The sequence below is a fragment of the Sinobaca sp. H24 genome, from assembly GCF_023845525.1.
In genome coordinates this window covers 518,999-544,670 of the sequence record NZ_JALBWT010000001.1, presented here as the reverse complement: position 1 = coordinate 544,670, position 25,672 = coordinate 518,999, and the positions used below count along the sequence as shown (strand labels likewise).

24 protein-coding genes, 1 tRNA gene, 3 rRNA genes and 5 pseudogenes are annotated in these 25,672 nt (G+C 46.4%); 30 read left to right on the top strand and 3 right to left on the bottom strand.

The window, feature by feature from the left end:
* The first annotated feature begins 117 nt into the window (after positions 1–117).
* The 23 genes and pseudogenes from map to MMY81_RS02935 all read left to right on the top strand — a co-directional run bounded on the left by map (position 118) and on the right by MMY81_RS02935 (position 17,301).
* Positions 118–862 (top strand): annotated as a pseudogene (gene map, locus MMY81_RS03045) (type I methionyl aminopeptidase).
* 59 nt (positions 863–921) lie between these two features.
* On the top strand, positions 922–1,215 hold the full coding sequence (locus tag MMY81_RS03040) for a KOW domain-containing RNA-binding protein (RefSeq protein WP_308215189.1): 294 nt from the start codon (positions 922–924) through the stop codon (positions 1,213–1,215).
* Complete coding sequence (gene infA, locus MMY81_RS03035; protein WP_091663629.1) at positions 1,202–1,420, top strand: translation initiation factor IF-1; 219 nt, start codon at positions 1,202–1,204, stop codon at positions 1,418–1,420. Before MMY81_RS03040 ends, infA begins: the two co-directional genes overlap by 14 nt.
* Before the next feature lie 70 nt (positions 1,421–1,490).
* Positions 1,491–1,604, top strand: a complete 114-nt coding sequence (rpmJ, locus tag MMY81_RS03030) for a 50S ribosomal protein L36 (RefSeq protein ID WP_120194610.1) — start codon at positions 1,491–1,493, stop codon at positions 1,602–1,604.
* Between the two features lie 19 nt (positions 1,605–1,623).
* On the top strand, positions 1,624–1,989 hold the full coding sequence (gene rpsM, locus MMY81_RS03025; protein WP_252311593.1) for a 30S ribosomal protein S13: 366 nt from the start codon (positions 1,624–1,626) through the stop codon (positions 1,987–1,989).
* 27 nt (positions 1,990–2,016) lie between these two features.
* A pseudogene (rpsK, locus tag MMY81_RS03020) lies at positions 2,017–2,408 on the top strand (30S ribosomal protein S11).
* A gap of 184 nt (positions 2,409–2,592) precedes the next feature.
* Entirely contained in the window at positions 2,593–3,537 is a 945-nt protein-coding gene (locus tag MMY81_RS03015; RefSeq protein ID WP_252311592.1) for a DNA-directed RNA polymerase subunit alpha, read from the top strand.
* Between the two features lie 36 nt (positions 3,538–3,573).
* Positions 3,574–3,938, top strand: a pseudogene (rplQ, locus tag MMY81_RS03010) (50S ribosomal protein L17).
* Between the two features lie 227 nt (positions 3,939–4,165).
* Entirely contained in the window at positions 4,166–4,978 is an 813-nt protein-coding gene (locus MMY81_RS03005) for an energy-coupling factor transporter ATPase (protein WP_252311591.1), read from the top strand.
* A complete protein-coding gene (locus MMY81_RS03000; protein ID WP_252311590.1) occupies positions 4,975–5,853 on the top strand; it encodes an energy-coupling factor transporter ATPase in 879 nt (292 codons plus the stop codon). The genes MMY81_RS03005 and MMY81_RS03000 overlap by 4 nt, the downstream gene beginning before the upstream one ends.
* Entirely contained in the window at positions 5,846–6,643 is a 798-nt protein-coding gene (locus MMY81_RS02995; protein WP_252311589.1) for an energy-coupling factor transporter transmembrane component T family protein, read from the top strand. Before MMY81_RS03000 ends, MMY81_RS02995 begins: the two co-directional genes overlap by 8 nt.
* 7 nt (positions 6,644–6,650) lie before the next feature.
* Positions 6,651–7,403 (top strand): annotated as a pseudogene (gene truA, locus MMY81_RS02990) (tRNA pseudouridine(38-40) synthase TruA).
* Positions 7,404–7,599: 196 nt separating this feature from the next.
* Positions 7,600–8,037, top strand: a complete 438-nt coding sequence (gene rplM, locus MMY81_RS02985; RefSeq protein WP_252311588.1) for a 50S ribosomal protein L13 — start codon at positions 7,600–7,602, stop codon at positions 8,035–8,037.
* A 23-nt stretch (positions 8,038–8,060) separates the two neighbouring features.
* Positions 8,061–8,453 carry a 30S ribosomal protein S9 gene (rpsI, locus tag MMY81_RS02980; RefSeq protein ID WP_120194620.1) on the top strand — a complete coding sequence of 131 codons (393 nt, stop codon included), beginning with the start codon at positions 8,061–8,063 and terminating at the stop codon, positions 8,451–8,453.
* 124 nt (positions 8,454–8,577) lie between these two features.
* Positions 8,578–8,892 carry a hypothetical protein gene (locus MMY81_RS02975; protein ID WP_252311587.1) on the top strand — a complete coding sequence of 105 codons (315 nt, stop codon included), beginning with the start codon at positions 8,578–8,580 and terminating at the stop codon, positions 8,890–8,892.
* Between the two features lie 202 nt (positions 8,893–9,094).
* On the top strand, positions 9,095–9,484 hold the full coding sequence (locus tag MMY81_RS02970; RefSeq protein ID WP_252311586.1) for a PilZ domain-containing protein: 390 nt from the start codon (positions 9,095–9,097) through the stop codon (positions 9,482–9,484).
* A gap of 101 nt (positions 9,485–9,585) precedes the next feature.
* Positions 9,586–10,632 (top strand): Mrp/NBP35 family ATP-binding protein, encoded by a 1,047-nt coding sequence (locus MMY81_RS02965; protein ID WP_252311585.1) that lies wholly within the window; start codon positions 9,586–9,588, stop codon positions 10,630–10,632.
* A gap of 152 nt (positions 10,633–10,784) precedes the next feature.
* A complete protein-coding gene (locus MMY81_RS02960) occupies positions 10,785–11,408 on the top strand; it encodes a KinB-signaling pathway activation protein (protein WP_252311584.1) in 624 nt (207 codons plus the stop codon).
* Positions 11,409–11,774: 366 nt separating this feature from the next.
* A 16S ribosomal RNA gene (locus MMY81_RS02955) occupies positions 11,775–13,342 on the top strand.
* 195 nt (positions 13,343–13,537) lie between these two features.
* Positions 13,538–16,474, top strand: a 23S ribosomal RNA gene (locus MMY81_RS02950).
* A gap of 51 nt (positions 16,475–16,525) precedes the next feature.
* A 5S ribosomal RNA gene (gene rrf, locus MMY81_RS02945) occupies positions 16,526–16,642 on the top strand.
* The 16S, 23S and 5S rRNA genes sit together here with 1 tRNA gene alongside, the layout of an rRNA operon.
* 70 nt (positions 16,643–16,712) lie before the next feature.
* Positions 16,713–16,788: transfer RNA gene (locus MMY81_RS02940), tRNA-Thr, on the top strand.
* Between the two features lie 288 nt (positions 16,789–17,076).
* A complete protein-coding gene (locus MMY81_RS02935; protein ID WP_252311583.1) occupies positions 17,077–17,301 on the top strand; it encodes a hypothetical protein in 225 nt (74 codons plus the stop codon).
* Positions 17,302–17,370: 69 nt separating this feature from the next.
* Here the strand turns inward: MMY81_RS02935 and MMY81_RS02930 are convergent, their stop codons facing one another.
* Both MMY81_RS02930 and MMY81_RS02925 read right to left on the bottom strand, forming a co-directional pair.
* Entirely contained in the window at positions 17,371–17,571 is a 201-nt protein-coding gene (locus MMY81_RS02930; protein WP_252311582.1) for a DUF2798 domain-containing protein, read from the bottom strand.
* A 248-nt stretch (positions 17,572–17,819) separates the two neighbouring features.
* Positions 17,820–18,485 carry an SDR family oxidoreductase gene (locus tag MMY81_RS02925; RefSeq protein ID WP_252311581.1) on the bottom strand — a complete coding sequence of 222 codons (666 nt, stop codon included), beginning with the start codon at positions 18,483–18,485 and terminating at the stop codon, positions 17,820–17,822.
* A gap of 156 nt (positions 18,486–18,641) precedes the next feature.
* Here MMY81_RS02925 and MMY81_RS02920 point away from each other — a divergent pair, with 156 nt between their 5' ends.
* The 7 genes and pseudogenes from MMY81_RS02920 to arsD all read left to right on the top strand — a co-directional run bounded on the left by MMY81_RS02920 (position 18,642) and on the right by arsD (position 24,234).
* Positions 18,642–19,865 (top strand): YeeE/YedE family protein, encoded by a 1,224-nt coding sequence (locus MMY81_RS02920; protein ID WP_252311580.1) that lies wholly within the window; start codon positions 18,642–18,644, stop codon positions 19,863–19,865.
* A 113-nt stretch (positions 19,866–19,978) separates the two neighbouring features.
* Complete coding sequence (arsA, locus tag MMY81_RS02915) at positions 19,979–21,739, top strand: arsenical pump-driving ATPase (RefSeq protein ID WP_252311579.1); 1,761 nt, start codon at positions 19,979–19,981, stop codon at positions 21,737–21,739.
* A 17-nt stretch (positions 21,740–21,756) separates the two neighbouring features.
* A complete protein-coding gene (locus MMY81_RS02910; protein WP_252311578.1) occupies positions 21,757–22,107 on the top strand; it encodes an ArsR/SmtB family transcription factor in 351 nt (116 codons plus the stop codon).
* Positions 22,108–22,128: 21 nt separating this feature from the next.
* A pseudogene (arsB, locus tag MMY81_RS02905) lies at positions 22,129–23,029 on the top strand (arsenite/antimonite efflux transporter).
* Positions 22,969–23,421 (top strand): ArsB/NhaD family transporter, encoded by a 453-nt coding sequence (locus tag MMY81_RS34890; protein ID WP_374561146.1) that lies wholly within the window; start codon positions 22,969–22,971, stop codon positions 23,419–23,421. The pseudogene arsB and the gene MMY81_RS34890 overlap by 61 nt, the downstream one beginning before the upstream one ends.
* A gap of 18 nt (positions 23,422–23,439) precedes the next feature.
* On the top strand, positions 23,440–23,859 hold the full coding sequence (gene arsC, locus MMY81_RS02900; protein ID WP_252311577.1) for an arsenate reductase (thioredoxin): 420 nt from the start codon (positions 23,440–23,442) through the stop codon (positions 23,857–23,859).
* Between the two features lie 18 nt (positions 23,860–23,877).
* Complete coding sequence (gene arsD / locus MMY81_RS02895) at positions 23,878–24,234, top strand: arsenite efflux transporter metallochaperone ArsD (RefSeq protein WP_252311576.1); 357 nt, start codon at positions 23,878–23,880, stop codon at positions 24,232–24,234.
* A gap of 35 nt (positions 24,235–24,269) precedes the next feature.
* Here arsD and MMY81_RS02890 read toward each other — a convergent pair whose 3' ends face one another.
* Positions 24,270–25,526: a M20 family metallo-hydrolase gene (locus tag MMY81_RS02890; RefSeq protein WP_252311575.1), complete on the bottom strand. Its 1,257-nt coding sequence runs from the start codon at positions 25,524–25,526 to the stop codon at positions 24,270–24,272.
* Positions 25,527–25,672 lie beyond the last annotated feature (146 nt).

Here is a 25,672-nt window from a genome sequence, read left to right as displayed (position 1 = left end):
CAGCAGCAGCCTCTCATTGATTTCTATACAGACAAGGCTACATCCGTAATGTCAGGGAGACCAGGATATTAATGTAGTGTTTGATGAAATAGATGCTTTGTTGAAAGGAATTCATGAATGATCATTTGTAAAACAGAACGAGAGCTTGATATTATGCGGGAGGCCGGCAAAATCGTTGCGCTGACGCATCAAGAGCTGCAAAAGCATATTAAGCCAGGGGTTACTACCCGGGAACTTGATGCTATTGCAGATAAAAATACGTCAGCATGATGCGGTCCCATCCTTCAAAGGGTATAATGGATTCTCCGGAAGTATCTGTGTATCAGTCAATGAAGAATTGGTGCATGGCATACCGGGTAAAAAAGTATTAAAAGATGGCGACATCATTTCTATAGATATCGGAGCCGAATATAAGGGCTATCATGGTGATTCTGCCTGGACTTATGCGGTAGGCACCATTACGGAAGCTGACCAGCAGCTGCTCGATGTGACGGAACAAGCGTTATACGAGGGGTTAAAGGAAGCATCACCGGGAGAGCGTCTTACCAACATGTCCCACGCAATTCAAACTTACGCAGAAAAGCATGGTTTTTCAGTCGTTCGTGAATACGTGGGGCATGGAGTCGGGCAGAATCTGCATGAAGACCCGCAGATCCCTCATTACGGTCCTCCAGGAAAAGGACCGCGCTTAAAGCCGGCATGGTACTTGCCGTAGAACCGATGATCAATGCGGGAGAACGTTATGTCCATACTCTTTCGGACAATTGGACAGTCGTAACGACTGATGGGAAAAAACTGTGCTCATTTTGAGCATACTATTGCCATTACCAACGAAGGATATGAGATACTAACGAAAGCCTGATTAACAATAAAGGTGATGATGAATGAAAGAATCAGAGTCGCTGCCCGGGATCGGCCAGATTGTCCGGATTCGCAAAAGGGCGGGAAGCCGGTAATTTTGCTGTAGTCATTGGTTTAGTAGATGATCGTTTTATTTTAGTAGCAGATGGAGAAAAGCGGAAATCCGACCGTGGAAAAAAGAAAAACAAAAACCACGTAGAGTTTCTGCGCACACTTCTGAAGAGGTTAAAGCGAAGTTTAATGGAAACCGGACGTGTGACCAATGCTAAATTGAGATATGCTCTGATAATTTATAAAACAAAGCATAGCACAGAGTTACTGAAGGAAGGAGAATACTTGCATGGCCAAAGATGATGTTATTGAAATGGAAGGTACTGTTCTTGAACCTCTTCCAAACGCAATGTTTCGGGTAGAGCTTGAGAACGGGCATAAAATTCTAGCGCATGTTTCTGGTAAGATCCGGATGCACTTTATCCGTATACTCCCAGGAGACAAAGTAACCGTTGAAATTTCCCCATATGATTTGTCACGCGGACGTATTACGTACCGCTATAAATAAAAACCGGCAGGATGAGTCGTAGCACGTTTACTCTCGCATGTACTCCAAGCGGTTAAGGAGGTAAATAAACATGAAGGTGAGACCGTCAGTCAAACCAATGTGTGAAAAATGTAAAGTAATCCGCCGTAAAGGTACGGTTATGGTTATTTGCTCCAATCCAAAGCACAAGCAAAAACAAGGCTAAATAAAAAGGAGGTGCTCAAATGGCACGTATTGCAGGCATAGATGTTCCGCGCGATAAGCGTATTGTAATTTCTTTAACGTATGTATATGGTATCGGTAAATCTGCAGCACAAAAGATTCTTAGCGAAGCTAACATTGATGAAAGCACGCGTACTCGCGATCTTACAGAAGATGAACTTGCTAACATTCGTACTGTAGTTGAAAACTTCACAGTAGAAGGTGACCTTCGTCGTGAAAAGTCACTAAACATCAAGCGTCTTATTGAAATCGGAAGCTATCGTGGCATTCGTCATCGCCGTGGTCTTCCTGTAAGAGGACAGAACACGAAGAACAACGCTCGTGGCCGTAAAGGTGCACGTCGTACAGTAGCAAACAAGAAAAAATAATCATTTACGAAAAGGAGGTTAACTTCTATGGCTAAGCCAAAAAAAAACAACCGTAAACGCCGTCAACGTAAGAATATAGAAACTGGAATCGCACACATCCGTTCAACATTCAACAACACGATCGTGACGATTACAGACACACAGGGAAATGCTTTATCCTGGGCAAGTGCTGGAGCATTAGGTTTTAGAGGTTCACGTAAATCTACTCCTTTCGCTGCGCAGATGGCTGCTGAAACAGCTACTAAAGCTGCAATGGAGCACGGTCTTAAAAGCGTAGAAGTAGCTGTTAAAGGACCAGGGTCCGGACGTGAAGCTGCTATTCGTTCTTTGCAGGCAACTGGACTTGAGGTAAACATGATCCGTGACGTAACCCGGTTCCTCATAACGGATGCCGTCCGCCAAAACGCCGTAGAGTATAATTTTCAGAGGTTGGTGCAACGCCTAGCTTTATGATGGATACAGATTTCCTTGTAAAAGCTTATGCATTATAAAGAAACAGGTTCGTCGCTTAATCGAAAGCTGACTAAATGAAAATGCCCAAATCGCTTATTTTGTAAGTCGATGACAGGAAATTCTACGTTTTGAAGGAGGGTATATTGTTAAATGATCGAAATCGAAAAGCCTAATATCGAAACGGTTGAAGTAAGCGAGGATGCCAAATATGGCAAGTTTGTTGTAGAACCACTAGAGCGTGGGTATGGAACAACACTTGGAAACTCCTTACGCCGTATCCTTTTATCCTCTCTTCCAGGTTCAGCTGTCACAACAGTTCAAATTGACGGCGTCCTGCATGAGTTTTCCACTATTGAAGGTGTGGTAGAGGATGTCACAACCATCATATTAAACCTAAAAAAGCTGGCTCTGAAGATTTATTCAGATGAAGAAAAAGTATTGGAAATTGAACAAACGGGCGATGGCATTATCAAGGCGAAAGATATTACCCATGATAGTGACGTAGATATTCTAAACCCGGATCTTCATATCGCTACTCTTACAGAAGGAGCGAATCTTCACATGCGTTTAACTGCTAAGCGCGGAAGAGGTTATGTTCCAGCTGAAGGAAACAATGCGGATGACCTTCCGATTGGTGTTCTTCCTATCGATTCCATTTATACTCCGGTTTCACGTGTAAACTACCAGGTAGAAAATACGCGTGTCGGGCAGATCACTAACTATGATAAGCTCACTATGGATGTATGGACAGATGGAAGTATTCGCCCTGAAGAAGCTGTTTCGCTTGGAGCGAAAATTCTTAACGAACATTTAAACATCTTCATCGGATTAACAGACCAGGCTCAAAACGCCGAAATCATGGTAGAAAAAGAAGAAGATCAGAAAGAAAAAGTGCTTGAGATGACTATCGAAGAGCTTGATCTATCTGTTCGTTCTTATAACTGCCTAAAGCGTGCCGGTATTAACACCGTGCAGGAGCTTACCCAGAAATCCGAGGATGACATGATGAAAGTTCGTAATCTTGGACGTAAATCATTAGAGGAAGTTCAAGAAAAACTAGCGGAACTTGGTTTAGGTCTTCGTAAAGAAGAATAGAGCAAGCCATGCAATATTTATGAAGGAGGGAATTAAATGACTGCATATGCAAAGCTTGGACGTGACAGTTCAGCAAGAAAAGCATTATTTCGTGATTTGGCTACAGACTTGATCATCAATGAAAGAATTGAGACAACTGTATCTAAAGCAAAAGTATTGCGCCCTATTATCGAGAAAATGGTAACTCTTGGCAAGCGCGGAGATCTTCACGCACGCCGTCAGGTTGCTGCTTATATTCGTAAAGAGGTAGCTAATGAAGAAACAGGACAGGATGCTATTCAAAGTTATTCGATGAGATTGCTCCTCGTTTCGAAGACCGCCAAGGCGGATACACTCGCGTTCTAAAAGCAGGCCCGCGCCGCGGAGACGCAGCTGAACTTGCTATTATCGAGTTCGTATAAGTAATTTTCACGGGCTGATAAAAAAGGGCTGGACGGATCTTTAGAGGATTGCGTCTACGCCCTTTTTTAAAAACCGAAAAGATATGTAATCAAGAGACCAGGTTCTTTCTTCCCGAAAGGCCTGGAGCCTCTCTTTTTCTAAAAAAGCAGGCCTCCTTTGAAGCCTGGATACAGTTGTGCTGTAAAGGTAAGAGGACGATGTACATTAGAGAAAAGAGGACTAAGCAATGAAGGCAGTAACGTTAAACAATATTCATTTTCAATATGAAGAAGACGGCCCCGTCATATTATCCGACGTGAGTGCCTCTATTCAAAATGGAGAATGGATTGCTGTTATTGGCCCGAATGGTTCAGGAAAATCTACATTGTCACGATTATTTAACGGATTGCTGCTTCCCCAGTCAGGAGATATCCATATTAATGGAAAATCTATTTTTTCTGATGAAGATCTTCCTAGTATTCGAAGAGAAGTGGGAATGGTCTTTCAAAATCCGGACCATCAATTTGTAGCACCTACTGTTAGGGATGATATCGCATTTGGAATGGAAAATGCCGGTGTACCTAGAGAAGACATGCTTCAACGTATTGAAACAGTAGCCCGCCAGACGGGAGTAGAAGATATTTTAGATAAAGAACCACATCGGTTATCCGGTGGACAAAAACAGCGTGTTGCTATCGCTGGGGTATTAGCTCTTTATCCATCCATCATGGTATTGGATGAAGCGACCTCTATGCTGGATCCAAATGGTAAACAAGAAGTTTTACATACTATTCGTTCTCTGCACGCATCAAGTGATGTGACGATCTTATCCGTTACGCATCAGCTGCACGAAGCCCTTATGGCGGACCGCGTATGGTACATGGAAAACGGACGCATTATTTATGATGTTACAGCCGAAGAGCTGCTGAACAATTTAGATTGGCTGCAAGAGAAGAACATCCCATTGCCTTATGCTGCATCCTTGTATCAATCTCTAGCACATAAAGGGATTTCCTCCCGGTCATTAGAAGCGTTTCTTTGGAGGGAAAAAAGCAGATGAAGGTATCATTAAAAAACATAGAACACACTTATATGAAAAAGACGCCGTTTGAAAAACAGGCATTAGCGAACGTTAATGTTGATTTCGAAAAGGGGTCTTTTACTGCTATCATCGGACATACCGGTTCGGGAAAGTCTACGCTTGTGCAGCATATTAATGGTCTTTTAAAGCCCCATAGCGGACATGTAACGGTAGGGAGCCTGACGGTTGATGCGAAGTCCAAACGCAGGCAGATCAAAGCGCTGCGCGAGCACACGGGCATGGTGTTTCAATATCCCGAGCATCAGCTGTTTGAAGAAACGGTAGAAAAAGATCTATTGTTTGGTCCTCGTAATGCAGGCAAGGAAGAAGCCAGAACCAAAAAAAAGCTTCCGGAACTTCTGGAGCTGGTCGGGTTGGATAAAAGCTTTCTTGCCCGTTCTCCTTTTGAGCTGAGCGGCGGGCAGATGCGTCGTGTTGCCATAGCCGGTGTACTGGCCGTGGAGCCTAAAGTACTCATTTTGGACGAGCCGACTGCAGGCCTTGATCCACAAGGCCAGGAAGATATCCTTTCTTTGTTCAAATCCTGGCAGGAGCAGTACCAGACAACAACTATTATGATCACTCATCAAATGGAGGAGGCCGCACGTCTGGCAGACCGGATTATTGTTATGAGTGAAGGCCGGATTACGATGGAAGGAGCTCCTTCTGTCATTTATGAAAAACAGGCAGAACTAAAAGCCCTTCATTTGGATGTGCCGGAACAGGTTAAAGTATTGAAGCAGATAGAGAAGGAAATGGGAGTAGTCTTTTCCAGCTATCACCTGAAACCGGAAGATGCAGCCCGGGAATTGGAAGCGAAACTTCAAGAGAAAAAAGGCGATACCGATGTTTGAACACGTGATTATAGGGCAGTATCTCCCAGGCCGCTCGATTCTTCATCGAATGGATGCGAGAGCAAAGCTGGCCTCCATTTTTCTATTAATTGCGGCTATTTTCCTAACCAATTCCTGGACAGGCTACGCTGTATTGGGCGGGGCTGCAGCAGTAATATATCTATCATCCGGTGTGCCGTTTCGCTATATACGAAAAGGGATGGCTCCTATTTTTCTATTAGTGGTGTTCACCTTTTTTATCCATGCCCTGTTTACGAGGGAAGGAGAGGTGCTCTTTTCATTAGGGGCATTTCAGTTTTATGAAGACGGGGTTATTCAGGGGCTTTTTATTGCGCTTCGCCTGCTGCTGCTGGTGTTTCTAACATCACTTCTCACCTTAACGACGAGTCCGATTGATTTGACGGATGCCATGGAGCAGTTCTTATCACCGTTGCGTCGTTTTCACTTTCCGTCCCACGATGTGGCAATGATGATGTCTATTGCGATCCGTTTTATTCCGACGTTAATGCAGGAAACAGAAAAAATCATTAAAGCTCAGACTGCGCGCGGCGCTGATTTTAACAAAGGGTCCTTAAAAGACAGGGCTCAGGCATTCGTTGCCTTACTGGTGCCGTTATTTGTACGCTCTTTTAAACGAGCGGAGGATTTAGCGTATGCTATGGAGGCAAGAGGCTATAACAGCGGAGCTGAGCGCACAAAGCTCCGTCAGCTGGTCTGGAAAATGAAAGATACAGCAGTTTGTGTGCTGGTCGTGGTGCTGGCAGCAGCATTATTTTTATTAAGGGAGTAACAACAGAATGAAGTACAGAGTAAAAGCAGTTATTGCCTATGATGGAACGAATTATTCCGGCTGGCAGGTGCAGCAGAACAGCAAAACGCTGCAGGAAGCAATAGAAAAAAGCCTGACCAAATGCACCGGGGCAGAAAAGTAACGATCTTTGCTTCCGGACGTACGGATGCAGGTGTCCATGCCAATGGGCAGACAATTCATTTCGACACCGATTTTTTGTTCCGGAAGAACGTTGGCCAATCACCTCTTCCGGTTTGTTTCCGCCTGATATTCAAATACTATCGGCAGAATATGTAGATCCTTCTTTTCACGCCCGTTATGACGCACTCGGTAAAGAATACCGATATCGGGTACTGACTGGAAGAACAAGAGATGTGTTCCGCCGTCATTATACGTATTTTTATCCTAAGCCGGTGCAGGTCGCCAAAATGAGAGAGGCGCTTCCTTTGATTGAAGGCACTCACAATTTTTCGTCGTTCTGCTCTACTGGGACGGCGTAACTAGCATGGTACGAACCGTTTATGAGGCACGTATTGAAACGCATGGAGACGAGCTGCATTTTGTCTTCAAAGGAAACGGCTTTTTATACAATATGGTCCGCATCTTAGTAGGTACGTTTCTTCTTGTCGGCAATGGCAGTATAGAACCCGGGGAAATCAAAGCTATTCTGGAAGCAGAAGACCGGGCAAAAGCAGGGCAGACTGCGCCGGGACATGGTCTTTATCTGGAGCGCGTTGTATATGAAAAAGGCCTGTTCTAACAGTAGTTCAGCGCCTATCGAAAAAAATCTTAAAAAACAACGATTCCTGGTGTACATTGCATTGACATTAAGTATTGCATGTTATATGATAGTTGTTGGCATTTCAAAGTCCCACAGCCCCGGGATACGGAATGATAATGGACGATGACAACTGACAAAAACCAATAAAAAAGAACTAATTAGGAGGGAAAAAATAATGCGTACAACATACATGGCAAAGCCAAAAGAAATCGAACAAAAATGGCACGTTGTAGACGCTGACGGACAAACTCTTGGACGTCTTTCCAGTGAAGTAGCATCTATCCTTCGCGGCAAGAACAAGCCTGAGTTTACTCCTCACGTTGATATGGGAGACCACGTTATTATTATTAATGCAAGCAAGATTCACCTTACAGGAAAGAAGCTCCGTGATAAGATTTACTACAAGCACAGCGGACATCCAGGCGGTCTTAAAGAAACAACGGCCGGAGACATGCGTGCAAACAAGCCGGAGAGAATGCTTGAGCTTGCTATCAAAGGCATGCTTCCAAAAACATCTCTTGGACGCGTACAATCTAAAAAACTTCACGTATTTGCAGGTTCTGAGCACAATCATCAAGCACAACAGCCAGAGAAGTACGAACTTCGCGGCTAAATTAGAAGGAGGGAAATTATATTATGGCACAAGTGCAATACTACGGTACCGGACGTCGTAAAAATTCTGTTGCTCGTGTTTTTGTCGTACCAGGCGATGGCCGTGTGACGATAAACAACCGCGACATTGATGAATACTTCAACTTTGAAACACTTAAGCTTATTGTAAACCAACCACTCGTAGAAACGGGAACTGAAGGTCAGTACGACCTTAAAGTGAACGTAAACGGCGGTGGATTCACAGGACAGGCCGGCGCTATCCGCCACGGCGTAGCCCGTGCGCTTTTAGACGTTGATCCTGATTTCCGTAAGTCTCTTAAGGCTGCCGGATTCCTTACACGTGACCCACGTATGAAAGAACGTAAGAAGCCCGGTCTTAAATCAGCCCGTCGTGCTCCTCAGTTCTCAAAGCGTTAATCATCTCGATGCAAAACCTTTCAGCCTCATTGGCTGGAAGGTTTTTTTGTGGATAGACATTGTAGTTGACTTTCTGGAGAGTTCGGGATAAATTACGAACATAACCTGTTAGGAGGGAAGCGCCATGATCAGCGGACAGTTAGAAAAATGTGTACGGAAAGCTCTGCACTGTAATGAAGGCAGCACTTACGGAGGTAACGTTACGGCTTCGTTTATAGAAGGCAGAGGCGGCGTTTTTACAGCAGCTTCGGTTGCGCTTGCCCATTATTACAGAGAAGGCAGTGTAGCTTCCAAGAAAAAAATAGAAGATATTTTAAATAAAGCTTCTTTTTTTCAGGAACATCCATTAGAAGATAACCAGGAGCTTGCCGAGGAAATTTTGAACGAAATTAAACTGATCCAGGAAGAAATCTTCATTGACCGTTATCAGGTCGATTAGACAACAGGCACCGGCAGGGTGTCTTTTTTTATGCCTTTTTCAAGAGAAACTAAATTTTTGATGTCAATACACATACTTTAGTTGTAATACTAACTAATCATAATATATACTTAATATGTAAATAAATGATTGCAATTAAGTGCACTGCTGAGAAACGTCTACTAGATATGATGCAGCTGCCATATTGAGCAGGAGGAAGAATATGAGCAACCAAAGGCGGGATGTCCGTTTCAATTTTGAATCTCATCCTATTGAAGGAATGTTTTCTATATATAAAATGCAGGAAGAGATTATAGAAAGCAAACCGGCACGTATGTATCTCCAGGATTTGTCCGCCGGCGGTCTGCGCTTTTCCAGCAGACTGGATATTCCACCAGCAGCAGGAGTGACGTACTGTTTTACTTTTCAGGTATTGCAGACCTCTTTTCAACTATATGGCACAATCCAGCGTAAACAAAAAGAAGGAAACCGTTATTACTATGGAGTGAAGCTGGTGCACAGTGACCGGCAGATGCGGCTGAAAATCATTCAAATTGTTAATCGTCTTGCTATCAATAGAAGAAAAAGAGAGCGGCTGATTAAAGGCCGATAGGATTTATTTTGCCGGTTTGTATAGCAAACGTTTGAAAAGAACCTAGAAAACAATGTATGCTAGGAACAGAACAAATTGCTGCTAAAAGGATGGTGTCCGTTTTGATCACAGAAGAGCAGGTCCTCGAGGCCTTAAAAAGTATAGATGATCCCGATTTAAATAAAAGCGTTACAGAAACAGGTGGAGTAAGAAGCGTTAGAATTAAGAACGGCAATGTAAGCGTTAAGATTGCCCTTGCCCGCACAGGTACGCCGGAACAAATGAAATTACAGCAGGAAGTAGTTAAATTGTTAAAGGATGCTGGAGCCGACTCTGTTGGTCTTCGTTTTGAAGCATTGGAAGAAGAAGAAATAGAAAAGCACGGAGGCGGATCTCCTGCATCTGCGTCTCTGCTATCCAAAGATAATAAAGCTGAGTTTATCGCAGTAACAAGCGGTAAAGGCGGCGTAGGGAAATCAACTGTCTCTGTTAACCTTGCAGTAGCACTAGCAAGAGCAGGGAAAAAAGTCGGTATTATTGATGCAGACATATACGGTTTCAGTGTACCGGATATGATGGGCATTGATACGCGTCCAAAAGTAGAAAATGACCGGATTTTCCCAGTAGAGCGTTTTGGAGTGAAAGTAATGTCGATGGGCTTTTTCGTAGAAGACAATGCTCCAGTTATCTGGAGAGGTCCGATGCTTGGGAAAATGTTAAATAACTTCTTTAACGAAGTTGAGTGGGGCGAGCTGGACTATATCGTACTGGACCTTCCACCAGGTACAGGGGACGTAGCTCTTGATATTCACACGATGCTTCCGGAATGTAAAGAAATCGTCGTAACCACTCCTCATGCGACTGCGGCATTTGTAGCAGCGCGTGCAGGCGCAATGGCAATTCGGACTCATCATGAAATTCTTGGTATTGTCGAAAACATGGCCTACTTTGAAAGCAAGGTTACCGGTGAGAAAGAGTACGTGTTTGGTGAAGGCGGCGGAGAACGTCTGAAAGACGAACTTAAAACAGAAGTGCTTGGCCGTATTCCATTAGGCCAGCCAACAGAAAACAAAGATGTCTTTGCTCCTTCTGTGTATGAAGAAGAGCACCAAATTGGCGGTATCTATAAAGATATGGCGCAGCGGGTCGTCGAGAAAATCGGCAAATAACACGATAAAGCACTTCTTTTCTTTTACATAAAGAAAGGAAGTGTTTTTTTGTATTCTAGTGAAGCGGTTTCAAATACCAGGTAGCTTTTTTAAACCCTGCTTGATAGAATTTATATGAAGCCACACGTGAAGACATAAGGGGTGCAGCAATAGTGAATGCGAGGAAAGTAGTTTATTTGTTTTTTTCTACACTGCTTATAGGAGCACTAAGTGGAGCAGTGGTAGGGATAGTGATAGATCCCTCTACATATTTTAATGGCGGGTTTTTAAATTTCCTGTTCGGATTGATCTGGATTTTAGGTATCAGTGCAGCCATCAGCCTGGTCGCTCAAATGGGTTTTTTTGCATATTTAACTCTTCATCGCTTCGCGCTGAGCCTGTTTAAAACGACAAAGCTTTGGAACCGGGTGCAGACAGTATTGATTGTTTTTGTATTCTTTGATCTTGTTTACTTTCGCTATATTGCTTTTGCAGAAGGTACGGAAACGATTTTTAATTACATGGTGATGCCGGTTATCTTTTTGGCCCTTGCAGGAGCGGTTGCTTATCGAAAGAAGGTAGAAACGAACAATCAGGCTTTTATTCCTGCTTTCTTCTTTATGTTTGTTGTTACAACAATAGAATGGCTTCCGGCTCTTACAGTGGGAACAGTGAACGAATCCAAATGGCTTTGGATTTACATCACTCCGCTGTTTGTATCCAACGCCTGGCAGCTTCTTCTTCTTCACCGCCTAACGAAAGACAGCCGTTCGGCAGTTAAAAAGAAGCCTCTTTGACCCTAAAAAAGAGGCTTCTTTTCTTTTTAAAAAAAGCGAGACTGAAAAAAAGAAAAATACTGAATAAAATGATTTTGGGATAATATGAAAAAATAATGTATAACATGTTGACGTTTATTAATTGACCGTGGTACATTACTTCTTGCGCCAAAAAGCGAAACAGTAAAGAAAAGTTGGAAAACAAAAAAACAAAAATAAAGTATTGACTTACTTTGACCAACTTGATATACTATGAAAGTCGCCAAAACACGACGGCAGCAAAAAACAGTGTCCTTTGAAAATGGAATGAAAACAACGCGCGAACAAGAAGTCGCGGCAGCAAGGTCTGCTGCGCAATGTAAGACCAGCAAGAACTAAGTATCAACTTTCATGGAGAGTTTGATCTTGGCTCAGGACGAACGCTGGCGGCGTGCCTAATACATGCAAGTCGAGCGCATGAACCCGGCGGACCTCTTCGGAGGGAAACCGGGGAATTGAGCGGCGGACGGGTGAGTAACACGTGGGCAACCTGCCCTTCAGACGGGGATAACTCCGGGAAACCGGAGCTAATACCCGATAATCAAGCGATCTCCTGATCGGCTTGTAAAAGCATGGTCTTCGGACCATGCACTGGGGATGGGCCCGCGGCGTATTAGCTAGTTGGAGAGGTAATGGCTCCCCAAGGCGACGATACGTAGCCGACCTGAGAGGGTGATCGGCCACACTGGGACTGAGACACGGCCCAGACTCCTACGGGAGGCAGCAGTAGGGAATCATCCGCAATGGACGAAAGTCTGACGGTGCAACGCCGCGTGAGTGATGAAGGTTTTCGGATCGTAAAGCTCTGTTGTGAGGGAAGAACAAGGGCGGTTCTAACAGGGCCGCCCCCTGACGGTACCTCACCAGAAAGCCCCGGCTAACTACGTGCCAGCAGCCGCGGTAATACGTAGGGGGCAAGCGTTGTCCGGAATTATTGGGCGTAAAGCGCGCGCAGGCGGTTCTTAAGTCTGATGTGAAAGCCCACGGCTCAACCGTGGAGGGTCATTGGAAACTGGGAGAACTGGAATGCAGAAGAGGAGAGTGGAATTCCACGTGTAGCGGTGAAATGCGTAGATATGTGGAGGAACACCAGTGGCGAAGGCGGCTCTCTGGTCTGTTATTGACGCTGAGGCGCGAAAGCGTGGGGAGCAAACAGGATTAGATACCCTGGTAGTCCACGCCGTAAACGATGAGTGCTAGGTGTTAGGGGTTTCGATGCCCTTAGTGCCGAAGCTAACGCATTAAGCACTCCGCCTGGGGAGTACGGCCGCAAGGCTGAAACTCAAAAGAATTGACGGGGGCCCGCACAAGCGGTGGAGCATGTGGTTTAATTCGACGCAACGCGAAGAACCTTACCAGGTCTTGACATCTTTTGCTACTTCTGGAGACAGAAGGTTCCCCTTCGGGGGACAAAATGACAGGTGGTGCATGGTTGTCGTCAGCTCGTGTCGTGAGATGTTGGGTTAAGTCCCGCAACGAGCGCAACCCTTAATCTTAGTTGCCAGCATTCAGTTGGGCACTCTAAGGTGACTGCCGGTGACAAACCGGAGGAAGGTGGGGACGACGTCAAATCATCATGCCCCTTATGACCTGGGCTACACACGTGCTACAATGGATGGTACAGAGGGATGCGAAACCGCGAGGTGGAGCCAATCTCGCAAAGCCATTCTCAGTTCGGATTGCAGGCTGCAACTCGCCTGCATGAAGCCGGAATCGCTAGTAATCGTGGATCAGCATGCCACGGTGAATACGTTCCCGGGCCTTGTACACACCGCCCGTCACACCACGAGAGTTTGCAACACCCGAAGTCGGTGAGGTAACCCTTTGGGAGCCAGCCGCCGAAGGTGGGGCAGATGATTGGGGTGAAGTCGTAACAAGGTATCCCTACCGGAAGGTGGGGATGGATCACCTCCTTTCTACGGAGCTTTGATTCGTGGATCGACCCCGGACCACCGGTCCGGAGTGCGCGCAGTTGTTTTCATTCCATTTTGAGAGGATACCCTCTCGCAAGATGAACCCTGGTTCTTTGAAAACTGGATAGCGACAACGAAACAAAAAGACCAAGCAAGCCCTGCATTATGCAGGCGCCAGCTGTTTTTTTACGGAAAAACGGTTAAGTAAGAAAGGGCGCACGGTGGATGCCTTGGCACTAGGAGCCGATGAAGGACGCGACGAACGGCGATACGCCCCGCGGAGCTGTAAGTGAGCTGTGAGGCGGGGATGTCCGAATGGGGGAACCCACTATCGTTAATCCGATAGTATTTCTACCTGAACACATAGGGTAGATAAAGGCAGACCTGGGGAACTGAAACATCTTAGTACCCAGAGGAAGAGAAAGCAAATGCGATTTCCTGAGTAGCGGCGAGCGAAACGGAATCAGCCCAAACCAGGATGCTTGCATCCTGGGGTTGTAGGACACTCCATCGGAGTTATCAAGATCAGCGATAGGCGAAGCGGCCTGGAAAGGCCCGCAGGATACGGTAACAGCCCGGTAGCCGAAATCGCTGATCCTCCGGAGTGGATCCTGAGTACGGCGGGACACGAGAAATCCCGTCGGAATCCGGGAGGACCATCTCCCAAGGCTAAATACTCCCTAGTGACCGATAGTGAACCAGTACCGTGAGGGAAAGGTGAAAAGCACCCCGGAAGGGGAGTGAAACAGATCCTGAAACCGTGTGCCTACAAGTAGTCGAAGCCCGTTTATGGGTGACGGCGTGCCTTTTGTAGAATGAACCGGCGAGTTACGATCGTATGCCAGGTTAAGCCGAAGAGGCGGAGCCGCAGCGAAAGCGAGTCTTCAACGGCGTATTAGTATGCGGTCGTAGACCCGAAACCGGGTGATCTACCCATGTCCAGGGTGAAGGTAGGGTAACACCTACTGGAGGCCCGAACCCACGCAAGTTGAAAATTGCGGGGATGAGGTGTGGGTAGCGGTGAAATGCCAATCGAACTCGGAGATAGCTGGTTCTCCCCGAAATAGCTTTAGGGCTAGCCTCGGATAGAGTCCTGGAGGTAGAGCACTGATTGGACGAGGGGCCCTTACCGGGTTACCGAATTCAGTCAAACTCCGAATGCCAGAGACTTGTTGTCCGGGAGTCAGACTGCGAGTGCTAAGATCCGTAGTCGAGAGGGAAACAGCCCAGACCACCAGCTAAGGTCCCTAAATCCGCATTAAGTGGAAAAGGATGTGGAGTTGCTTAGACAACTAGGATGTTGGCTTAGAAGCAGCCACCATTGAAAGAGTGCGTAATAGCTCACTAGTCGAGTGACTCTGCGCCGAAAATGTACCGGGGCTAAATGCGGTACCGAAGCTGTGGAGGATCCCCCATCGGGGGATCGTGGTAGGGGAGCGTTCCAGGGGCTGTAAAGCCAGACCGTGAGGACTGGTGGAGCGCCTGGAAGTGAGAATGCCGGTATGAGTAACGAAAAGAAGGGTGAGAATCCCTTCCGTCGAAAACCCAAGGTTTCCTGAGGAAGGTTCGTCCGCTCAGGGTTAGTCGGGTCCTAAGCCGAGGCCGAAAGGCGTAGGCGATGGAAAACAGGTTTAAATTCCTGTACCACCTCCTTTCCATTTGAGCAATGGGGGGACGCAGGAAGGTAGGGCAAGCGTGCTGCTGGATATGCACGTCCAAGCCGTTAGGCCGAAGAGCAGGCAAATCCGCTCTTCATCAAGGCTGAGCGGCGATGGCGAGGGAAATTAAGTACCGAAGTTCCCGATCCTACACTGCCAAGAAAAGCCTCTAGCGAGGAAAAAGGTGCCCGTACCGCAAACCGACACAGGTGGGTGGGATGAGAATTCTAAGACGCGCGGGAGAACTCTCGTTAAGGAACTCGGCAAAATGACCCCGTAACTTCGGGAGAAGGGGTGCTCTTTCGGGTGAATAGCCCAGGAGAGCCGCAGTGAAAAGGCCCAAGCGACTGTTTATCAAAAACACAGGTCTCTGCGAAGCCGCAAGGCGAAGTATAGGGGCTGACACCTGCCCGGTGCTGGAAGGTTAAGAGGAGAGGTTATCCCCTTGGGGAGAAGCTTTGAATTGAAGCCCCAGTAAACGGCGGCCGTAACTATAACGGTCCTAAGGTAGCGAAATTCCTTGTCGGGTAAGTTCCGACCCGCACGAAAGGTGCAACGACTTGGGCACTGTCTCAACGAGAGACCCGGTGAAATTATATTACCTGTGAAGATGCAGGTTACCCGCGACAGGACGGAAAGACCCCATGGAGCTTTACTGTAGCTTGATATTGGATGGTTGTACTGCTTGTACAGGATAGGTAGGAGCCTTGGAACCGGACCGCTAGGTTCGGTGGAGGCATTGGTGGGATACTACCCTGGCTGTACGACTATTCTAACCTCGGTCCGTGATCCGGATCAGGAACAGTGTCAGGTGGGCAGTTTGACTGGGGCGGTCGCCTCCTAAACAGTAACGGAGGCGCCCAAAGGTTCCCTCAGAATGGTTGGAAATCATTCGCAGAGTGCAAAGGCAAAAAGGGAGCTTGACTGCGAGACCTACAAGTCGAGCAGAGACGAAAGTCGGGCTTAGTGATCCGGCGGTCCCGTATGGAAGGGCCGTCGCTCAACGGATAAAAGCTACCCTGGGGATAACAGGCTTATCTCCCCCAAGAGTCCACATCGACGGGGAGGTTTGGCACCTCGATGTCGGCTCATCGCATCCTGGGGCTGAAGTAGGTCCCAAGGGTTGGGCTGTTCGCCCATTAAAGCGGTACGCGAGCTGGGTTCAGAACGTCGTGAGACAGTTCGGTCCCTATCCGTCGCGGGCGTTGGAAATTTGAGAGGAGCTGTCCTTAGTACGAGAGGACCGGGATGGACACACCGCTGGTGTACCAGTTGTTCCGCCAGGAGCATCGCTGGGTAGCTACGTGTGGACGGGATAAGTGCTGAAAGCATCTAAGCATGAAGCCCCCCTCGAGATGAGATTTCCCATCACGCAAGTGAGTAAGATCCCTTGGAGATGACAAGGTAGATAGGTTTGAGGTGGACGTGCGGCGACGCATGGAGCTGACAAATACTAATCGATCGAGGACTTATCCAACAACTTTTTCCATTCGGATGTCGCTATCCAGTTTTGAAGGAACCAGCCTTGTCCGGTGACGATAGCCAAGAGGTCCCACCCGTTCCCATGCCGAACACGGAAGTTAAGCTCTTGTGCGCTGATGATAATTGGGGGGCGACCCCCTGTGAAAGTAGGACGTTGCCGGGCTAATTATTTATAAGCTTTATAGAAAATTTGATCTCCAAGAGATCAGATTTTTCTTCTATATAATAGACATGCTTCCTTAGCTCAGCTGGTAGAGCGCATCCATGGTAAGGATGAGGTCACCGGTTCAAATCCGGTAGGAAGCTCCATTACACAAACGCGTAACCTCTTGGGATGGTATAATCACTCAAGAGGTTTTTATTGTATATGGAGTCTTTTCAGCAGGTTTGAGCTTGGTATAATAAGGATTCAAATGACAGCTCTTATAGGCATGGGTACATCACCTTCTTATGAGGAATATAAAACGATGAATCAACAGAAGGAGAAGATAGTTATGGAAGCAAAAAACGTATGAACGAGGCGAATTAGTAGGTTATCCAACGGCACCGACTTTATCACAGACGAGAGTGCTGCGTATTGATCAGGGAGAAGAACTGGTGATGCTTGTCGAAATTACTTTGGCCGCCTGTTTTGATATGGGGTTTGACCCGGTGGATGGCGAAGAGCATATTCACGATTTCCTTTGGGACCAGGGACTTACTTTTATAGACAATGAGAAGCCGACAGAACAGAAGCGGCTTGTGATTGCTTCTATTGATATTAAAGAAGGCCGTGTCAACAGCAAGTATTCCGACATGCTGAAAGCATTTGACATCGTTTAAAGACAGAGCAAAGGCATCCTCCCATAAGAGAGGATGCCTTTTATTTGTTTGTAAAGTCAATTCGGCTCATCAGCTTTCGAATGCGCGCGGGAGAAAATAGGCAAGCGGAAATGCCACAATGAAAGCAAGGAGCCAGGAGCGAAGCCATAAAGGAAACCATCCTGTAAAGCCGTTGTTTACTAAAAGCATAATCAATGAAATAAGACCGGACATCCCCAACGCCATTAAAAATGTAAAGATCAGGTGTTCATATCGTTTATTGATTTTCATTTTGTTTCTCCTTTTACCGGTTCTTTTGCGAGAGTCTCGTGACACAGTATACTACAGAAACAAAAGAAGGTATAAAAAAATGTTTTAAGAGGCTGTGCCTATTTTTCAGGAGAACATCCGCTGTACTTTCTGAAAATAAGCCTCTGCGCCCTCCTGTTCCTTCAAGGCTATAAACTCCCTGGCGTCCTCGCCGATCACATATCGAAGCTGAACGCTTTCATCGACGGCTGCCTTATAAATCTCTTCCGCTACAATATTGGGGGAAATCCGCCGCTCGACAGCTGCTTCATTTTCTGCAGGAGGTCTTGGCTGTAGGTTTTATAGTCTTCGAGACTGTCATCTTCAAAAAAAGTCATGGACCGGCCGCTGAAGTCAGTCAGCACCACGCCCGGTTCAATTAGTTTCACCCGGATACCCTGGGGCTCTAATTCAAATGCGAGGGATTCTGTGAAACCTTCAACAGCAAACTTTGTCGCGTGGTAAAGAGAAGTAATGGGGAGGACCACCCGGCCTCCGGCAGAAGTTACATTCATAATCAGTCCATTCTTCTGTGAACGAAAATGGGGCAGGAGGGCTTTGGTCACATCCATTAAACCAAACACGTTCACATCAAACTGTCGACGGATCTCGCTGTCCTCCGCTGCCTCAAATATACCTGTAGATCCATAGCCTGCGTTATTTAAAAGTACATCTATGGTCCCGAATTTTTTCAGAGCTTCCTGTACCGCCTGCGAGATAGTTTCTTTCTTTTCTACATCCAGATAAAATAGCTCGATTGACGAGTAGGCCTGCAGTTCTTCCTCTTTTTCCGGTGTCCGCATGGTAGCCGCTACGTTCCATCCCTTTTTGGCAAAGTACACCGCAGATGCTTTTCCGATACCTGATGAAGCTCCGGTAATAAAAATGGTTTTCATTCTTTTTCTCCCCTTTGTATATAAAAACGTTTCTTTTGCTATAGTTCCCTTCTTGTTAAAAAATCCCTTTTTTTCGGTTCCATTGATTATTGTTATAAGTATCCTTAAAAGGGGTAAAGTCATTAGTTAGCTATCATATAATAATGGGGTGATTGTTTGTCACAGGAAAAAGAAAAGGCATCATCAGGGATTGAATTAAAGGATCCGCAGAATGTATTGACGATAATCGGACTGGCTGCGGCACTTGTCCTTACATACTTTGCTTACTTTTATTCCGGATGGTCTCTTGTTTTACTTTTTTGGATTGGTGCCGGTATAGGATTTACTCTATTCCACGCGCGTTTCGGATTTTCTGCGGTGTACCGGGAAATTGTCGAAAGCGGAAATACACAGATGCTGCGTGCTCATATGCTTATGCTCGCTATAGCCGCCACACTGTTCCTTCCTATTTTTGTATTTGATCTCGGATGGTTTAATGCCACTCCAGAAGGAGCTGTTTCGGCTCTTAGCGTAGGGCTGGTTGTGGGATCATTTATTTTTGGATTCGGTATGGAGATGGGAAGCGGGATGGCGCCTTCTTCTTTATACAAAGCAGAAGGCGGCCGCTCTGCTATGATGTGTACGCTCTTAGGGTTTCTGACAGGAGCCGTTATTGGCGCTTCTCATTTTGGATTTTGGAATGATACGCTTCCGGCCGGTCCTGATATTTCGCTGGCTGTGGATACAGGACTTGGTTATGTTGGAGCCTGGCTTCTATCCCTGTTCATTTTTGCAGCGGTAGCGGCTGGTTCTTATATGTATAAGAAAAGAAAAAGACCGCCTGTACTGCCGGCTCTTCCGGCTGCAGTCGGCTGGAGAAAAATATTTTTTGGTTCGTGGCCTTTATGGGTTGGTGCGCTTCTGCTTGCCGTATTGAATGCTGCAGCACTGATGGTACAGGGTGAACCGTGGAAACTGACGGCAGCCTTTATTTTATGGGGGTCACAGCTCGTGGAGTTAACGGGGGTCAATGTAGATCAGTGGCAGTATTGGATCGCGGAAGACCGCCTGGCTGCACTTCAGCAGACGATCTTTATGGATGGCACCAGCATGCTGAACTTAGGAGTAATAACTGGGACGTTCCTTACTATGACTATTGGAGGGCTCGTACGTTTTGAGCGTATACCGCTGCGAATTATCATTTTGGCATTAGGAGGAGGGCTTCTCATGGGATATGGTGCCAGCATTTCTTTTGGAGCCAACATCGGATCTTATTTCAGTGGTATTGCTTCGTTCAGCCTGCACGCCTGGGTATGGACATGTTTTGCGGTGCTGGGCGTGTACAGTGCCTATTTCCTGGAAAAGAAACTACAGCTCACTCAATCGAAAAAAGAGAAATAAAACAGGAAGGGACCCCGGTCTCTTCCTGTTTTTCATACATAACGGCGGTTGACATATAGGTTTTCGTGCATTAATATATAAGCAAATAGCTATATAGTGATGGAGTGATATAAATGGAACGATTACAGGCAGAAAACTTAAACGGCACCCGCTATTTGTTTTTTACCGGTAAAGGAGGCGTAGGCAAGACAACGACAGCCTGCGCCATCGGTACCTCTTTAGCGGACAGCGGAAGCCACGTGCTGCTCGTAAGTACCGACCCTGCTTCAAATCTACAGGATGTGTTTGAACAAAAAATTGAGCAGACTGCTACGGCCATTGCTTCGGTTCCGGGCCTGCACGCGATCAACCTGGATCCGGAAGAAGCGGCAAAAACATATCGTGATTCGGTAGTCGGTCCGTATCGGGGGCTTCTCCCTGAAGACGCGATTACAAATATGGAAGAACAACTTTCAGGGGCCTGTACGACAGAAATTGCTGCGTTCGATGAATTCTCGCATCTTCTTACCGATAAACCGGTTGCAGAAGCCTATGACTTTGTTTTATTTGATACCGCTCCAACAGGTCATACGCTGCGCCTGCTTCAGCTTCCGCTCGCCTGGTCCTCTTTTTTGGAAACGAGCGATCACGGGGCTTCATGCCTTGGCCCGCTTTCTGGACTTGAGGCGAAGAAAGAGCTGTATCAGGATGCTCTTCATACGCTGACAGATCAAGCAAAGACGTCATTAATCCTGGTAGCAAGACCGGATATCTCCTCGTTAAAAGAAGCGGAGCGGGCAGGCAGGGAGCTACAGGATATTGGTATTGAAAACCAGACCCTCATCGTTAATGGGTTGTTTCAACGCAGTACAGAGGATGCGACAGCTGTGCAGCTGGAACAGGGGCAGCAGGAAGCGATAGATGCGCTGCCGGCATTTTTCGCAGACAAAAAGCAGTATTATCTGCCGCTCTTTGGTTTTCATTTAACAGGGATGGATTCGTTAAGACGTCTCTGGAATGAAGAAGAGTCAGCGTCGCCTTCTGTGTCAGAAGAAGAACGGCCGTCTCTTGAACTTCCTTCCCTGTCTTCGATTGTGGAAGAGCTGGCTCCGCTTGAAAAAGGAGTCTTTATGACGATGGGTAAGGGCGGTGTAGGAAAAACGACCGTCGCCGCTTCCGTAGCGATGGGGCTGGTGAAAAAAGGACTGCGCGTTCATTTAACGACGACTGATCCTGCTAATCATCTATCCTATTCAGGCCTTACCAAAGACATGAAAGAAAAATTAAAAGTCAGCAGCATTGACCCAAAGCAGGTTGTCGCTGATTATAAAGCAAAGGTCCTGGCTGATGTTACAGGTGAGCTGACCGAGGATGAGCTTGCCTATATTAAAGAAGATCTGGAGTCACCATGTACAGAAGAAATTGCTGTTTTTCAGGCTTTTGCTGAAGTAGTAGAAGAGGCAGATAATGAATTTGTCATTATTGATACGGCACCGACCGGCCATACGCTGCTGCTGCTGCTTGATTCTGCTGGTTCTTATGAGAAAGAGGTGGAAAGAAGCAGCGGCTCTGTTAATAAGGCGGTTACCAATCTTCTGCCGAGACTGCGAAATCCCGAGGAAACCTTTGTAGCGGTAGTAACCCTTCCGGAAGCAACACCGGTTCTTGAAGCAGAAAGGCTCCAGGAGGACCTGAAACGCGCGTCTATTCAGCCGCACTGGTGGATTATTAATCAAAGCCTGTATGGTGCAGGCACAACAGATCCGGTTCTTCAGGGCCGAAGTGCTGCAGAATACAGATGGATCAATAAAGTAAGTACGGAACTTGCGGATCGGGCTGTCCTGATTCCATGGAAACCGGCCGAAACGGCAGCAGCCTCTGTGCAGAAAGTTTAGAAAGGGGGAAGGAACTTATGGAAAAAAAGAATATATTGGAAATAGAGCGTACGGCCGTTATTTTAAAGCTGATGGGTGATAAGACAAGACTCACTATGCTCCGCCTTCTTGCCGATCATGACTGCTGTGTGTGTGAATTCGTAGAAATTTTTGAGATGAGTCAACCTTCTGTCAGTCAGCATGTCCGAAAAATGAAAGACGTCGGCATGGTAAAGGAGCACCGGAGAGGCCAATGGATTGTTTACTCTTTGAACGATTCATTTGAAGGATATGATTTGGTTAAGGATATGCTTGAATACGTTCCTGATCAAAATCACCATTTGGAAGAACTCATTGCAGCAGGCAAACGTATCAGCTGCTGCGAATAATATCAGGGAGTGTTTGAGACGATGGAAGTAGGACTTGCGAGTATTATCTTTCTTGTTACCCTGACGCTGGTTATCTGGCAGCCAAAAGGTCTGGGAATCGGCTGGTCGGCGTGCGGGGGAGCCATTATAGCTTTATTGATTGGAATTGTTTCTTTTCAGGATGTTCAGGACGTAACCGGCATTGTATGGAATGCCACATTAACATTTGTTGCCCTTATTATCATTTCGCTTATTTTAGACGAAATAGGATTTTTCGAATGGTCCGCTCTGCATATGGCAAGGCTTGCTAAAGGAAGCGGCATTCGCATGTTTATTTACATTATCCTGCTGGGATCCGTGGTGGCGGCTTTATTTGCAAACGATGGAGCGGCGTTAATTTTAACGCCTATTGTTCTGGCCATGGTCCGTAATCTTCAATTTAAAGAAAAAATGATCATGCCTTTTATTATGGCCAGCGGCTTTATTGCAGATGCTACATCTCTGCCGCTGATCGTCAGTAACCTGGTTAATATTGTATCAGCTGATGTATTCGGAATTGGTTTTGTCGAATATGCCACCCGCATGATTGTGCCAAACTTTTTCAGCTTGGGAGCCAGTATTCTGGTGCTGTGGATTTATTTTAGGAAAGACCTGCCGGATCGTTACGACGTAGCTGATTTAAAGGCACCGGCTGATGCCGTGAAAGATGCGAAAATGTTCCGGCTTTCCTGGATGATTCTAGTCTGCTTCTGGTTGGTTATTTTGGCAGTGAATTTCTGGAAATCCCGGTATCGCTGATTGCCGGCATTATTGCAATTGTGTTTCTCCTGGTAGCAGAAGAAGCGAAGCCGTAAATACAGCGACTGTAGTTAAGGGAGCCCCATGGGCGATCGTGTTTTTTTCCATCGGTATGTATGTGTTGTATACGGTCTGCGTAATGTAGGTCTGACGGGCGTGCTTGCGGATGGAATTCAATGGACGGCGGAACACGGAATGTTTGCAGCGACAATCAGCATGGGCTTTATCGCAGCGGTATTGTCCTCTGTAATGAACAATATGCCGACAGTACTTATTAATGCGCTTGCGATTCAGGAGACGGTAACGTCCTCTGAAATCCGGGAAGCGCTGATTTATGCAAATGTTATTGGTTCAGATCTAGGTCCAAAGATTACGCCAATCGGTTCTTTAGCCACTCTTCTGTGGCTTCATGTGCTGAAACAGAAAGGCTTTAAAATCAGCTGGGGCTACTACTTTAAAGTCGGAATTGTACTGACGATTCCTACACTGCTTATTACGCTGATTGGCCTTTATTTATGGCTGGTTCTTATTTTATAATTAAAGGAGAGAAAAAAGATGGAGAGAAAAACGCTTTATTTCTTATGTACAGGCAATTCGTGCCGAAGCCAGATGGCAGAAGGCTGGGGGAAAGAACTGCTCGGCGATGAGTGGGAGGTAAAAAGCGCTGGAATTGAGGCACACGGCCTGAACCCGAATGCGGTAAAAGCGATGAATGAAGTGAATATCGATATTTCAAATCAGACGTCTGACATCATTGATACAACGATATTAAACAACGCAGACCTTGTCGTTACTTTGTGCGGCGACGCAGCAGACCGCTGTCCAATGACACCTCCTCATGTGAAGCGAGAGCACTGGGGATTTGATGATCCGGCAAAAGCGACGGGGACAGAGGAAGAAAAATGGCAGTTTTTTCAACGCGTTCGTGATGAAATTGGCGGGCGTCTGCAGGAATTTGCCGATACAGGAAAATAAAGGAGAGGGGATATTTTCATGACATCGATTAAAATATATGATCCTTCCATGTGCTGCTCTACAGGGGTGTGTGGACCGACAACAGATCCGGAACTGACAAGAGTTGCCACCGCTCTTTATATGCTGGAAAATCAAGCAGAGATTGAACGGTATAATTTAAGCGCTGAGCCGCAGAAATTCATTGAAAATCGTGACGTCCAGCAGATTCTTCAAAAGGAAGGGATCGATGCTCTGCCTCTTACCTTTGTTAATGATGAGTGCCGTCTGAAGGGCAGATATCCTTCCAATATGGAACTAGCGGAATGGACGGAAACGACACCGGATGAATTAAAAGAGAAAAAGTCAGGATTTACAATTGATTTGATGCAAAAATAAAAAGAAGGGTGCCGGATTCGTTCCGGCATCCTTCTTTACGTTTGCAGCATACGTTTAACTGTACGATAGTACAATTCAGTGCCTGCCGCGATGTCCTCATCGGTACTGAATTCTGCTGGATTGTGGCTGATACCCTTTTCGGAGCGGACAAAAATCATGCCGTAATCACAGACCTGGGATAGGGGGAGGGCGTCATGAAAGGGACCGCTCATGAGATGGGGAATGCTGTCTGCCCCCATACTGAAAGCCTCCTCTGTCATATAGTCCATAATCCAATCGGCACAATAGCGGGGATCGCTTCTTGTATCCTCCTCCAGTTCGAGTTCAAGTCCCCGGCGGTTGCAGATAGCATGAAGTTCATCCATCAGCTTTTGTTCACAGGCGTTGCGGCGTTCCAGATCAATATCGCGCAGATCGATCGTAAAGGATACTGTTTCCGGAATAATATTTCGCGAATTAGGAAAAATAGTCATGTTGCCCACTGTTCCTACCGTAGGGGCGGGGGAATGTTCGGAAACAATAGTATGAAGAGCTGCCACCGCTTCCGAAGCGCCTAGGAGGGCGTTTTTTCGCAGATGCATCGGTACAGAACCTGCATGCCCGGCAAATCCTTTAAAGGTTGCAGTCAGCCAAAGGGGTCCTGAAATGCCGGTTACGATGCCGATCGGCTCATTTTTTTCCTCCAGGACAGGTCCCTGTTCGATATGCATTTCCAAATAAGCACGGATCGATCCTTGGGGATAAACAGAAGAGCTGAACTGGGAAGGATCGCAGTTCATACTGAGAAGGGCTTCCCGGCGTGATATGCCATTCTCGTCGGTACGTTCGAGTTCTTCTTCGGTCACTTCGCCTAAAATACCGCGTGAACCAAATAATCCTTTGTTGAAACGGGCGCCTTCTTCATCAGCAAATGCGATCACGTCTACAGGCCATGGAGGCGTCACGCCTTCTTCTATAAGTGTCTGTACACTTTCTAGTGCGCCCAGGACGCCTATAGGACCGTCAAACCTTCCGCCATAAGGCTGACTGTCAATGTGAGACCCAAGCATCAGTACAGGGGCCTGCGGGTCCTTTCCTTCCCAGCGTCCGATCAGATTGCCAAAATGATCTACTCTTGCTTTCAGGCCGGCTTCTTCCATCCATGCCTTTACCTGTTCTATTCCTTCTGCGTCTTCTGGGGAATGAGCCAGGCGCCTTACGCCGGTACCCTGGATTTTTCCGATTTGGGAGAGGGCATGAATGCGGTTCGTTAATCGTTTATCGTTAATATGATAGGTGCTGCCGACTGTCATGTAATCCCTCATTTCTTTAGTATAAGAAGATATAGTATGAATTTTACAGAAAAACTACAATAGAGGCATTAGACATAATGTAACAAAATGTTTTGAATTATTTAACATTTTGGGAAGCATGAGAATCGTTCAAAGGTTTGATACAA